A 13,224-nucleotide genomic window follows, 5' to 3' on the forward strand; every position below is an offset into this window, starting at 1 on the left:
CAGAATGAAAACAGAGCTCAAGCAAGTTGTCGTCGTAGGAGCGGGCCCATCTGGCTCCACCGTTTCTGCGTTATTAAAATCGCGTGGCATAGATGTCGTTGTCATAGAAAAAGCCACCTTTCCACGTTTCTCTATCGGAGAAAGCCTGCTTCCTGCATGTATGGAAGTTGTCGAGCAAGCCGGAATGACCAATGCGGTAAAGCAGTTTGGCTTCCAATATAAAGATGGCGCTGCATTTCGTCGCAATGGTGTTTACACCCAGTTCGATTTTACGGACAAATATACTCCAGGGCCGGGTACGACGTTTCAGGTGCAACGTGCCAGTTTTGATAAAGTGCTCGCCGACAGTGCTGCAGAGCAGGGCGTCGATATTCGTTATCAACATGAGCTAGTTAGCTTGGCGTTTGAAGGCAAAAAATCGCGCTTAGAAGTTGTTGGACCGGATAAACAGGCCTATCAAATCGAAGCAGATTTTGTTTTGGATGCGAGTGGTTTTGGCCGTGTTTTGCCACGCTTGTTGGATCTTGAAGAGCCTTCTTGTCTTCCTCCAAGAAAAGCGATATTTACTCATATTGAAGATCGTATCTCTCCACAAGAGCCAGATTACGATCGCAATAAAATTCTGATTTCCGTACATCCTGAAAATCACGATGTGTGGTACTGGCTGATTCCATTCTCGAATGGTACGTGTTCGTTTGGTGTGGTGGGTGAGCCTGAGTTTTTTGAGCGATACCCAGAGGATAAGCTTGCAGCTTTGCAGCAGTTGGCGAATGAAGAGCCGGGGTTGGCTTCTGTGTTGCGAAACGCGAAGTACCCAAATCCAGCAGGCGAGTTGGGTGGCTATTCAGCGAACGTCAAACGTTTAGCGACAGAAAACTACGCACTGCTTGGTAATGCCGGGGAGTTTCTTGATCCTGTGTTTTCATCTGGCGTTACTATTGCCATGAAGTCAGCGGAATTTGCGGCCGATTGCGTAGCTCGTCAATTAAATGGTGAAGTGGTTGACTGGCAAGAAGAGTATTCGGAACGCTTGATGGTGGGGGTGAACACATTCCGTACTTATGTGGAGGGGTGGTACAACGGCACATTGCAAGATGTGATTTTCTACCAAAACCCGAATCCACGTATTAAGCAGATGATTAGCGCGATTTTGGCTGGGTACGCTTGGGATACAAACAACCCTTACGTAAAACAAAGCGAACAACGTTTGTCGACGCTCGCTGAGCTGGTTCGAGAAGCGGAACTGTAAGAGTATAAATTCTCTTAGCTGAGGATGCGTAAACCTAGGTCTTACCGAGAAATTGGTAAGACCTTTTTTATTCTCGACAATACCTTTTTATTTGTACTTCGAGCTTACTGGAGACATCTTGACCACTTGTTTCGAGGCGTATCGAATTTGAGAAAATTTATAGTGATTATGATCACATACATACTCATTGTTGCTGATATTTATATTAAACGTGTAGGAAATGGATTACATTTTGGGAGTGTTCCCTAAATCCGGCTTCGTTGTGAAAACGGTTTATAAGCAACTGTATAAATTAGTAAAGTTCCAAAAACTGCACCAAAAAAAAGATAAGTTTCTTGCCAAATCAATTCGCTTGGTGAGTTCGAACCATCGACTGCGCCAAACACTTCCTTTACTTTCTCGAATTGTCAAAGAACACGACGCGTCAACGGTCTCTTCGGTTGTTGATCCCGAGAACGCGGTGGCGTGGGGAGGCAAAGTTTCTCCAGAGTTCAAATGCAAAGTCATCCGTATTAGTGAAGAGCTGGAGATCAACCCTAATCATCTGATGGCCTGCATGGCATTTGAAACCGCTGAAACCTTCAGTCCAAGCATCAAAAATGGTTCAGGAAGTGGGGCGACAGGGTTAATTCAATTTATGCCCTCTACCGCTGAGTCATTAGGAGTGAGTACGAAAACTCTTGCGAGGATGAGCGCGGTCGAGCAACTTGACTATGTAAAAGCCTATTACTGGCCATATCGCCATAAAATCAATAGTCTGGAAGATGCGTATATGGCAATTCTCTATCCTGCTGCGATTGGCAAACCGTCTTCTTTCGTTTTGTTCAAGCAAGGCTCGATTGCATACCGACAAAATGCGGGTATCGATCGTCACAATACAGGAAAAATCACGCTTAATGATGTTTCCTATAAAGTGAGGAAAAAACTAGAAAAAGGTTTACAGCCCAATTTGATGGGATAGGGCCGTGCTTTATTCCACTTCGCTATTGTTGGTTGGTGTATCGGTGTCTTTGGTGACTCTGACTTGCATAATGCGATGTTTTTTAACGAGGAGTATGTCAAATCGCCAACCTTGGTAGTGAATGTGCTCCCCAACATTTGGGACTCGACCATAAAGCCATGTCAAAAGCCCATTTAATGTTTGAAAGCCTTCTCGCTCTTCGCCTTCTATGCTGCTCAGTTCGAGTTTATTCTTGAGCTCATTGAGCGGGATCAACGCGTCCATCAACCAGCTGCCATCTTTTTGTTGCTTGGCCCACACTTGCTGTGGCGCCATGCCCAGTTCTCCAGCAATCGACTTTAACAAGTCGTATAGGGTTACTAGGCCTTGTACATCACCATACTCATCGACAATAAAGACCATTTCCGCACTGGTTTGTTGCATGTAGTTAAGGAGAGGTAACCCTTTCATGGACTCGGGTACAAAACGTGGGCGCTTGAGCTGTTTAGCAAGTTTACTGATAGACAATTCGTCATATTCATCGAGCAGGACTTTGGATGAAATGGTGCCAATAATATTGTCCAAACTACCCTTACAGACTGGCCATACGGAGTGTTGGGTTTGGCGAAGGTCAGTAAGGATGACATCAATAGGTTGGTTGGCATCCAGGTAATGGATATCGCACCGTGGTGTCATTAACGATAATGCTAAACGATCGTTAAGGTGGAGTAAGTTGCGAATCATCAATTGCTCTTGTGGCTCAATCGCACCGGACTCAGAGCCTTCGCTAACAATAGCAAAAATATCCTCCTCGGTAACAATCTCACCGTTGCTGTCGTTTTGGCGCAATAATCGGAGAAAAGTATCGGTTGAAAATGTCAATAAGAAGACAAAAGGAGTGGTGAGCTTGGCGAGCCAGTGGATCGGATAAGCTACGATAATAGCGATAGTTTCTGCGTTGTTTTGTGCAAAGCGCTTGGGAACGAGTTCTCCCACCACAATCGCGAAGTAGGTGATCATGAGCACGACGCTCGTCGTTGAAAGTACCGTTGCTATCTCTCTTTCTAGCCCTTGGGTTACTAACCAATTTTCGAATGGTACTGAAAGCGTTGCTTCACCAAAAATACCACTTAATAGCCCGATGACGGTAATGCCTATTTGGATCGTGGAAAGAAACTGAGTCGGATTGTTTTTAAGTTCGAGCGCTAAAGCGGCAGAGGCGTTGTGTTCTGCAATTAATTTTAGCCTTCCGCTTTTGGCTGCGACTAGAGCGATCTCTGACATAGCAAACGCGCCATTGAGTGCGATTAATCCAACCAGCAGTAATACGTCCATAACGTTTCCCAGTAATGTACACGTTAGCAGCATAACTAGATTCACGCGCAAGAAATGTGATGTTGCGAGTAAATCATGCAGCGCTCTATTATCGGGCTCTACGTGCATGAATCCTTCTGTTACTTCACTGGGATTCTGATACACTACGCGCCCATTTCCTCTGTTGAGACGTTTCTATGCCATTTTCTAAGCTTGGTTTAAGCGCATCGATTACTGATGCAGTAAAAGCGCTAGGTTATGAAAAACCGACCTCTATCCAACAAAAAGCCATTCCAATCGTACTGCGTGGTAGTAACTTAATTGCCGCAGCACAAACGGGGACAGGTAAAACGGCCAGTTTTGTTCTACCAATCTTAGAAAAGCTTAGTCAAGGCGAAACGCAACGTAAAAAACGCGCTCGCGCTATTATTCTTACGCCCACACGCGAACTTGCGCTTCAGGTTCATCAAAGCATTGAAGCTTATGGTAAAAACTTACCGCTGCGCTCAATGGCGATGTTTGGTGGTGTGGATTATGCGCCACAAAAACAAGCCTTGATCGAAGGTGTCGATATTGTGGTAAGTACGCCGGGACGTTTGATTGACCTGTACGGTCAACGCGCCATTCACTTTGATGAAGTGGAAATGCTAGTGCTTGATGAAGCGGACAAAATGTTGGACATGGGATTCATTGATGCGATCGATAAGATCGTTGATTGCATGCCAGAACATGTTCAAAGCCTGCTGTTCTCGGCAACGCTATCTAACCCTGTTCGTGATTTGGCGAAAAACGCGATTATTGATCCTGAAGAGATCACGATTGCAAAGCACAGTGCATCTAAGTCGAACATCAAGCAGTGGATAACCACCGTCGATAAGGACATGAAGTCGTCACTGCTAAGTCACATGCTCAAAGAAAACGACTGGTCGCAAGTACTGGTATTTATTGAAACCAAACACGGTGCTGCCAAGCTTGTTAGCCAACTTGAAAAGCGCGGCATTGTGGCTGAAGCGTTTCACAGTGGCCGTAATCAGCGTGTTCGCCAGGAATTAATAGAAAAGTTCAAAGCAGGTGAAATCCAGTACCTAGTCGCAACTGGTGTTGCAGCGCGCGGTATTGATATCGATAACTTGCCCGTTGTTATTAACTATGACTTGCCGTATCCAGCAGATGAATATGTACACCGTATTGGTCGTACTGGTCGTGCTGGCGCACAAGGTGAAGCGATCTCATTAGTCTCAAAAGATGACTTTAAAAACCTTTGTATGATCGAGAGCCGTTTAGGGCACTTGCTAGATCGAGTGGAAATTGACGGCTTTGCACCAAGAAAGCCAGTGCCGATTTCTATTTTAAATTACGTACCTAAGAACAAGCGTAAACCGCACGATAAGCGCGAATCAAAATAGCCTGTTTTATCTCTACGATCCAAAAGCCGCATTGTTGCGGCTTTTTGCGTTTTAGGGAGACTCACTCATGGGTTGACAGTGTTGGCTTTTATGCCGTAATGAGGAAAAAAGTTAATTTATGTCATACGCTTAACACTCAAAGTGAGTCAGCTTTCGTAAAGCTTTTGTCAATTCTCTGTCCTCAGGTTTGCACAAGGTTAGGAATGGGCGCAGACTTTTTTGCTTGCTAGTGAATGCATAAGATGAGGCATAAATGAAAACAGGTGATAAGCAATTCGCCGTTATTGGTCTTGGCCGATTTGGTTTGGCAGTGTGTAAAGAGCTACAAGATTCAGGAGCTCAAGTTTTAGCGGTTGATATCAACGAAGACAGAGTTAAAGAAGCTGCCAGTTTTGTTAGTCAGGCAATTGTGGCTAATTGTACTCACGAAGAGACGGTTGCTGAGCTTAAGCTTGATGATTACGACATGGTGATGATTGCTATCGGAGCGGACGTTAACGCCAGTATTCTCGCCACACTGATCGCCAAAGAAGCAGGAGTGAAGTCAGTATGGGTTAAAGCCAACGATCGATTTCAAGCGCGTGTCCTGCAAAAGATTGGTGCGGACCACATTATCATGCCTGAACGTGACATGGGGATACGTGTCGCGCGTAAAATGCTCGATAAACGGGTTCTTGAGTTCCACCCTTTAGGTAGTGGCTTAGCCATGACGGAGTTTGTGATTGGATCTCGTTGGATGGGTAAGACATTAAGTGACCTCGCACTGTGCAAAGTCGGCGGTGTGCAAGTACTCGGGTTTAAACGGGGGCCAGAAATTACCAAGGCGCCAGACCTTAATACCAAGCTAGAAATTGGCGATCTCATTATTGTGGTTGGCCCGCAAGATGCGCTGGCAAATAAATTAAAATCACTATGACGCAGTTTCATCAAAAAGGCGTTTTTTACGCGCCAGATGGTAAACGAGAAAAAGCCAAGGGTAACGAGCCGCGGATTATATTGCTGAGTTTTCTCGGTGTGTTGCTGCCTTCTGCCGTGCTGTTAACCTTGCCAGTTTTTTCTGTTACAGGCCTTTCGATAACGGACGCTTTGTTTACCGCAACATCCGCCATCAGTGTGACAGGACTTGGTGTTGTCGATACCGGGCAGCACTTTACGTTAGCCGGGAAGATCTTGCTGATGTTTTTAATGCAAATCGGTGGATTGGGGCAGATGACGTTGTCGGCGGTTTTACTCTATATGTTTGGTGTGCGTTTAAGCTTACGCCAGCAAGCGTTAGCGAAAGAAGCGCTAGGGCAAGACCGACAGGTCAATTTAAACCGACTGGTGAAGCGGATTGTGATTTTTGCGCTTGTCGCGGAATCTATTGGGTTTATTTTCCTTTCCGTTCGTTGGGTTCCTGAAATGGGCTGGCAAACTGGCATGTTTTACGCGTTATTTCATGCGATTTCTGCGTTTAACAACGCAGGGTTTGCTCTGTTTTCAGACAGTATGATGAGCTTTGTGAATGACCCGCTGGTTATTTTTACCCTGGCCGGGTTATTCATTTTTGGTGGGCTTGGTTTTACTGTTGTCGGAGACATCTGGCTGAACTGGCGTAAAGGTTTCCACTTTTTGCATCTTCATACCAAAATCATGCTTATCGCGACACCGATATTGCTCTTTGTTGGGACGGTGATGTTTTGGTTACTCGAGCGGAGTAATCCAAATACAATGGAATCGTTACCTTTGGCTGGTCAATGGTTGGCGGCATTCTTCCAATCCGCTAGTGCTCGGACGGCCGGATTCAACAGTGTCGACTTGGCGCAGTTTACCCAGCCTGCGTTATTGATCATGATTGTTTTGATGTTGATTGGTGCTGGCTCCACCTCAACGGGGGGCGGTATTAAGGTTTCCACATTTGCCGTTGCGTTTATGGCTACGTGGACCTTTTTGCGCCAAAAGAAACACGTGGTTATGTTTAAACGAACCGTAAACTGGCAAACCGTGACTAAGTCACTCGCCATTATCGTTGTGAGCGGCGCCATTCTGACAAGCGCGATGTTTTTATTGATGCTCACAGAGAAGGCAAGCTTTGATAAGGTCATGTTTGAAACCATTTCCGCATTTGCGACGGTAGGACTTACCGCTGGTTTGACGGCAGAGCTTTCTGAACCTGGCAAGTACATTATGATCGTGGTGATGATCATTGGTCGTATCGGGCCACTCACGCTTGCCTACATGTTAGCCCGCCCTGAACCTACCTTAATCAAGTACCCAGAAGACGCCGTTCTTACAGGTTAAAGTAGCGTTTATCTGCACCCCACCGACCATAACGAGCACTGATTAATAGCAGTGCTCGTACATTTATAAAATATGTGGGACGTTGCCCAATTTTATCTACAAAGTCGCAGAAGTTTATTTCTTCTTCCTTTTGTTTCGATACTATTCATTCACTCAATTTATACCCTCGGAAGCCACACTTACAAAAGTATTTGGGCATCCGACGCTTTTGTAACGTGATGCTAAATAATATTGTGTTATCTGAGCGAATTGATACCAGCCTTAGTCGTTAGCCACTCAACCTCATTCTATGTTTATGGGTTACTGTGTACTGGCTGTGCTTGGTATTAAACGAATCGAAAAGATGGAGCCGTACTTTGAAATTCAACACACTCGCCTTGACTATGCTAACTGCGCTTCTTGCAGGTAAGAGCATGGCAACTACTCCGCCATCACCAGTTTGGCATACTATTGCGTTGAGCGATGGTACCTCTAGTGAGGCAATTTTACGCGGCACTGCCGATTTCCACTGGTTTGAAGATAAACAAGGTAATGCCTTGGTTCATGAAGATGGCATTTGGTTTTTTGCACAGATTCAGCGCGAGTCAGACATCCCAACGTTACGCTCGACGGGTGTTGCTAAAACTCAATCGAGTGATGCGCCTGAATCGGCGAAGTTTCGCCCGGATCTACAAGTTAAGCCGCAGTTATCTTCTCTAAAAACCATTGAACCGATGGCGCGCCAAAATCTATTGCGTTCGGCGCAAGGTTATCAGGCGATGAGTAGCTCATCGGTGAAGCAGCAACCACTGTTGGTTGTGCAAGTCTCCTTTGATGATCAAGCGATGGTGCATGACTTCGAACAACGTGTGTTTAATACCGATGGCCAAAGCGTTGTCGATTATTTTGATAAAAACTCTCAAGGGAAATTCAAAGTTGTCCCTGCGATTGAGAGTTATGGTACCGCGAATGATGGTGTGATCAATGTGACCGTGGCGCAAAGCCACCCAAATTGCCACTCTAGCTCAACTGACAAGACTTGTACTGCCAAGTTGAATGCGGTCTTCACCGAAGCGTATCAAAAACTGGATCCGTACTTTAATCTTTCGGCTTACGACAGCAATCAAAATGGTACCGTAGAACCGTCAGAACTCTCAGTTATGTTTATTTTTGCGGGTGGCGACCGTTCAACCGGATTCCTTGATCGTCCTTCTATTTGGCCTCATAAATTCTCTCACGACGATGTGACATTAGATGGCAAAAAAATTGCCGATTATTGTGTGTTTGCTGACTACCAAGTTGATCATCAAGCGACGTTAGGCGTGATCGTACATGAGCTTGGCCATTTAATGCTTGGCTTGCCGGATTTGTACGCAAGGAACAGTGATGCCTCGATCGGTTCTTGGGGCGTGATGGGCGGTGGTTCATGGGCACAGAAACCGGGAGACTCATACGCAGGAGACACGCCAGTGAACATGAGTGCGTGGAGCAAACACGCCGCTGGTTTCGTAGTACCAACGATCACTCATGAAAGCCCGATGCCTATTTCCGTGAACAACGACGATGTCAAACTGGTGTATCTCGACCCGTACTTGAAAGAGTTTGGCCCACGCGTTTATTTGGAAAACCGTACCTTTAGCGGTTACGACCGAGCATTGGCGGCAGAAGGCATACTAGCGACGTCGGTTAATGTCCAGAATCGCTTTAACGATGTTGGCGCGATGCAGGTTCAAATCATGCAGGCCGATGGTCTGAATGAGTTAGAACATGATGGAAGCAGTGATGCCGGCGATTTGTATCCTAATGGTGGCAATGTCATTTCAGATACATCGACCCCAAGTCTGAGAGCGATCGCCGGGTTTGATACTGGGGTTCGTATTTCCAACATTGCCAGCAATACCAACGGCGGCAGTTTTTCTCTTGAGCATATAAACGAGCCAAATAAATCGGCATGGTTGAACTCTCTTCACCAAGGTTATGTGTACGCAAGTGGCAGTAACACTCTGGCGGTATCATTGGATTTGAATGCTGAGACAAAGCTTGATGGTCTTCAACTTTACGCGCAAAGCAATAGCGCTCAAAGTGACATGACTTATCGAGTATGGCGATTCCCATTCTCAGGTAACGTGGGCTACCGATTAATATTGGATCAGAACAATGCTGAACTTTTACAGCAAGGTAGCTTCCAAAAGCCATCCCGAATTTTATTCCCTCAACCAAGCCAATTAAGTGCGGGTCAGCACCTGTTAGTAGTGGAATTAGAAGGCGGTGAATTTGAATCGAACTTTGACTTTGGCCGCTTACTAAAAACTGAAAAATCATCCCTGCCTGTAATGTGGACTGGTAATTACAACGAGATAGGTACGTTTGGTTTAGAGCAAGCCGGATTCTCTTATGTTCCGTTCGCAGCACTCTTGAATGTGGAGGCGAACAACATTGTTGAAGCGAAAGCTGATTCACTGCAAACCGATAAGAATACGCCAATCGATCTGAACCTGATGGACAATGATTTCATGGCCATAGGATATCAGTTCAATGTGGACATTGTGCAGAAGCCTGAGCACGGCACCATTTCTGGCAACCAATACCAACCTGAAGCTAACTTCGTTGGTTTGGACAGCTTCCAATATCGTTTGCTGTCTACGGACGGCGTGTATTCGTCTTCGGTTGTGAGCGTGCAGGTCGAAGTACTTGGTAGTAATGAAGCACCAAAAGCGCTCATCGATGTGGATAGCCAAAAGATTACTGCTGGACAGAAAGTAACATTGTCGGCGGCAAACAGCACAGATGCGGATGGCGATGTGTTGAACTACCGATGGGAGCAATTGGCTGGTACTTCAGTTTCTATCGGAAATTCGACCAGTGCTACGGCAAGCTTTACAGTGCCTCAAGGTATAAAAGCGGGTGAGGTTCTGACATTCCGTCTAACTGTTACTGATCCAAGTAATGAAACCTCCAGTGCTACCGTCAATTTAACCATGCAAAACGCAGCGCCAGTCACGTTAGCAGATACGGCGACCGTTGCCGTTGGTGAAAGCATTGTGATTGATGCTGCTGGCAATGATTCGGATGTGAATGGCGATAAACTGGTTGTAGAAAGCGTACAGAACCTAACGGGCGTGGGAAGTGCGAGTGTAGAGAATGGTAAAATTCGTTTTCAAGCTCCGGATAGTGCGGTTGATAACATCAAGCTGCAATACACGGTTTCAGATGGCAACGGTGCTACCGCAATAGGTGAAGTGACCGTTACGGTTGTCGCTTCCTTGAAAACAACGACATTCAAGAACTCTGAAGGTAGCGGCAGTGTTTCTTATTGGGCTCTGATGTTACTCGTTGCATTGGGCTGGCGACGCCGCGTCTAAAACGATATCGAATTACGGTATAAGCCACTCACATTGAGTGGCTTATTTTTTGTGCCTGTTTTACTTCCTAGTATCTCTCATTATCTTATGAGATGTGTTTCTCATTATTTTTAAAGCGATTTTTCTATTCAGCGGTTACCCTATGGGCAGATTTTTATAAATTAAGGATGTTGTATGTCAACCGAGGACTTTTCTGTTTCGGCAATATGCCGAGAAGCAGCAGTGATGGTTAGAAGGAACCTACTCGCAATTGTCATTGCTTGTATTCCATTGATCATCGTGCACTCAATTTTTGTGTTTATGTATCCTGAAATGACGGGGCAAGATCAAGCGAACGCTCAAGAAGGAAACATCGCGGGATTTTATTTCGTCACAATCATTTTATACCCACTTGTTGCCGCGATGGCGGCTGTGCGTGTACACCGAATTTATTTGGTTGGCGATTACATGCACTCAGCGTTGGATGTATTTCGCTTGTCAGCCAGAGAATTCCGTTTCATTGGCTGGTGGATATTATTTGGGTTGATGATGATGCTCGTCATTGGTATCCCAATCTTTGTGTTGTCGTTTCTCTATATTGCAGAAAGTGGTGAACCTGATTTTGTCGCCATGGCGTTTATCACAACGGTTGCAAGCATTCCGGGCTATTGGGTGATGGCGCGCTGGTCGTTCGTGTTGCCAGCGACCGCAATGGATCATCAGCCGCGCAGCTTGCGTCGTTCGTGGAACCAAAGCAGACCATACAACAAACAAGTATTCATTTTGATGGGCTTAATTCCATTGGGCGCGGGATTGCTCAGTCAGCTTATCTTTAGTCACTTTACTAACCTCTTCATGCTGAGTCTTGTGGGTGTTGCCTATGGTATTTTCGGTGCGTACCAGTTGGCTTTGTTATCGTTGAGCTATAAAACGGTCGTGGACATTGAACGCGCTCGTTTTGATACACCATCAGAGCCACCAAAAACGGGTGAAGAGTTTTCCGCTTAATCATTTGATCGCTTTTACATACCACTTCCGTTTGTGAGGTGGTATGCAGCGGGTTAATACCTTCCTATCGCCTTCGCGTTATTCACGCAAAATACCCATGCCCATTTCATGGCTGAATGACAGTGACGTTCACACGTATACTGACAGCAGTACTTCTTTTTATTAAGGAACCCCACATGTCCATTTGGCAACGGGTCAGTTTCACCCATCGCTTTAGTCAATTACCGTCAGCTTTCTATACTTTGGTCGAGCCGCAACCCTTGGATAATACTCGTTGGGTCGCTTGGAATAGTGAGTTTGCGCAGCAGTTTGGTTTACCAGCAGAGCAAAGCGATGAGCTATTGGCGGTTTTTTCTGGGCAAAGCGAATTCGAACCGTTTCGTCCTTTGGCGATGAAATACGCAGGACATCAGTTTGGCGTTTACAACCCAGACTTGGGCGATGGACGTGGATTGCTGTTGGCGGAAATTGAGCATCAAGATGGCACTTGGTTTGATCTTCACCTTAAAGGCGCGGGGCTAACCCCCTACTCGCGAATGGGGGACGGCAGGGCGGTGTTGCGCTCAACCATTCGTGAGTATTTATGTAGTGAAGCCATGGTGGGGCTTGGGATCCCGACGACTCGTGCTCTTGGCATGATGGTTAGTGACACGCAGGTTTATCGCGAGAAAACAGAATTCGGCGCAATGTTGATTCGTATGGCGGAGACCCACGTGCGTTTTGGCCATTTCGAGCATTTTTTCTATACCAATCAATTGGCAGAGCAGAAGTTGCTGGCGGACAAAGTGATCGAGTGGCACTTTGCTGATTGTGCATCGGCAGAGAAGCCATACGCTGCAATGTTTGGTGAAATTGTTCAGAAAACAGCGGACATGATTGCTTATTGGCAAGCGTATGGGTTTGCTCATGGGGTAATGAACACCGACAATATGTCGATCCTTGGTCAAACGTTTGATTACGGCCCGTTTGGTTTTCTTGATGATTATGAGCCGGGATATATTTGTAATCGTTCCGACTACCAAGGCCGTTATGCATTTGACCAACAGCCAAGAATTGCGCTTTGGAACCTCTCAGCACTCGCGCATGCGCTATCGCCACTCGTTGAGCGAGAAGATTTAGAAGCGTCGTTGAGCCAATTTGAAGTCCGGTTGAGTCAGCAGTTCAGCCGCCTAATGCGTGAGAAGTTGGGTTTAAAAACCAAGATCGCGGAAGATGGACGTTTATTTGAAGCAATGTTTGAGCTCCTTCACCAAAATAACACGGATTACACTCGCTTCTTTAGAACGCTTTCAAATCTTGATACTGATTCTTCTCAAGCCGTAATCGACTTGTTTCTCGACCGAGAAGCTGCGCGAGCTTGGCTTGATCTGTACTTAGCTCGATGTGAGCTAGAGGTTGATGAACTAGGGGAGCTGATTTCAGCCGAACAGCGGTGCGAACAGATGCGTCAAGCCAATCCCAAATACATCTTGCGTAACTACTTGGCTCAGTTGGCGATTGATAAAGCGGAAGAAGGGGACTTTAGTGAATTACACCGATTGGCCGAACTGTTAAAGCGCCCATTTGATGAGCAACCCGAGTTTGATGATTACGCGAAATTGCCACCGGAATGGGGGAAGAAAATGGAGATAAGCTGTTCTTCATAAATGGGTCATTTCCCACCCATTTGAATCTTTTTCTTGGGTGGAATTCACTCGTTATACTCTG

Annotated in this window: 9 protein-coding genes; 8 read left to right on the forward strand and 1 reads right to left on the reverse strand. The window is 45.9% G+C overall.

The features are described from left to right. Window positions 1-4 precede the first annotated feature (4 nt). Both MTR11_RS05195 and MTR11_RS05200 read left to right on the forward strand, forming a co-directional pair. On the forward strand, window positions 5-1,249 hold the full coding sequence (locus tag MTR11_RS05195) for an NAD(P)/FAD-dependent oxidoreductase (protein ID WP_243327092.1): 1,245 nt from the start codon (window positions 5-7) through the stop codon (window positions 1,247-1,249). 220 nt (window positions 1,250-1,469) lie between these two features. Continuing rightward, window positions 1,470-2,210, forward strand: a complete 741-nt coding sequence (locus tag MTR11_RS05200) for a transglycosylase SLT domain-containing protein (protein WP_079855598.1) — start codon at window positions 1,470-1,472, stop codon at window positions 2,208-2,210. A 9-nt stretch (window positions 2,211-2,219) separates the two neighbouring features. On the opposite strand, the gene MTR11_RS05205 is transcribed toward MTR11_RS05200, so the two are convergent. Beyond that, window positions 2,220-3,524: a hemolysin family protein gene (locus MTR11_RS05205; RefSeq protein ID WP_164666897.1), complete on the reverse strand. Its 1,305-nt coding sequence runs from the start codon at window positions 3,522-3,524 to the stop codon at window positions 2,220-2,222. A 176-nt stretch (window positions 3,525-3,700) separates the two neighbouring features. Between MTR11_RS05205 and MTR11_RS05210 the strand changes: the two genes are divergently transcribed. The 6 genes from MTR11_RS05210 (at window position 3,701) to MTR11_RS05235 (ending at window position 13,163) form a co-directional block, all read left to right on the forward strand. Then, window positions 3,701-4,909 carry a DEAD/DEAH box helicase gene (locus MTR11_RS05210; RefSeq protein WP_243327093.1) on the forward strand — a complete coding sequence of 403 codons (1,209 nt, stop codon included), beginning with the start codon at window positions 3,701-3,703 and terminating at the stop codon, window positions 4,907-4,909. Window positions 4,910-5,162: 253 nt separating this feature from the next. Next, on the forward strand, window positions 5,163-5,825 hold the full coding sequence (locus tag MTR11_RS05215; RefSeq protein WP_104974339.1) for a potassium channel family protein: 663 nt from the start codon (window positions 5,163-5,165) through the stop codon (window positions 5,823-5,825). Further along, a complete protein-coding gene (locus tag MTR11_RS05220) occupies window positions 5,822-7,189 on the forward strand; it encodes a TrkH family potassium uptake protein (protein ID WP_182019042.1) in 1,368 nt (455 codons plus the stop codon). The genes MTR11_RS05215 and MTR11_RS05220 overlap by 4 nt, the downstream gene beginning before the upstream one ends. Window positions 7,190-7,545: 356 nt before the next feature. After that, window positions 7,546-10,530, forward strand: coding sequence for a M6 family metalloprotease domain-containing protein (locus tag MTR11_RS05225; protein ID WP_243327094.1), 2,985 nt, complete (start codon window positions 7,546-7,548; stop codon window positions 10,528-10,530). 174 nt (window positions 10,531-10,704) lie between these two features. After that, a complete protein-coding gene (locus tag MTR11_RS05230) occupies window positions 10,705-11,517 on the forward strand; it encodes a hypothetical protein (RefSeq protein WP_005390499.1) in 813 nt (270 codons plus the stop codon). A 176-nt stretch (window positions 11,518-11,693) separates the two neighbouring features. After that, window positions 11,694-13,163, forward strand: coding sequence for a protein adenylyltransferase SelO (locus tag MTR11_RS05235; RefSeq protein WP_243327095.1), 1,470 nt, complete (start codon window positions 11,694-11,696; stop codon window positions 13,161-13,163). Window positions 13,164-13,224: the final 61 nt, after the last annotated feature.

Origin of the sequence: Vibrio sp. CCB-PB317 (genome assembly GCF_022808245.1) — a bacterium.
GTDB classification, from domain to species: Bacteria; Pseudomonadota; Gammaproteobacteria; order Enterobacterales; family Vibrionaceae; genus Vibrio; species Vibrio diabolicus.

Coding starts and splice junctions, on each gene's coding strand:
- MTR11_RS05215 (WP_104974339.1), top strand. CDS start 5,163: ATGAAAACAGGTGATAAGCAATTCGCCGTTATTGGTCTTGGCCGATTT.
- MTR11_RS05200 (WP_079855598.1), top strand. CDS start 1,470: ATGGATTACATTTTGGGAGTGTTCCCTAAATCCGGCTTCGTTGTGAAA.
- MTR11_RS05235 (WP_243327095.1), top strand. CDS start 11,694: ATGTCCATTTGGCAACGGGTCAGTTTCACCCATCGCTTTAGTCAATTA.
- MTR11_RS05205 (WP_164666897.1), bottom strand. CDS start 3,524: ATGGACGTATTACTGCTGGTTGGATTAATCGCACTCAATGGCGCGTTT.
- MTR11_RS05230 (WP_005390499.1), top strand. CDS start 10,705: ATGTCAACCGAGGACTTTTCTGTTTCGGCAATATGCCGAGAAGCAGCA.
- MTR11_RS05195 (WP_243327092.1), top strand. CDS start 5: ATGAAAACAGAGCTCAAGCAAGTTGTCGTCGTAGGAGCGGGCCCATCT.
- MTR11_RS05220 (WP_182019042.1), top strand. CDS start 5,822: ATGACGCAGTTTCATCAAAAAGGCGTTTTTTACGCGCCAGATGGTAAA.
- MTR11_RS05210 (WP_243327093.1), top strand. CDS start 3,701: ATGCCATTTTCTAAGCTTGGTTTAAGCGCATCGATTACTGATGCAGTA.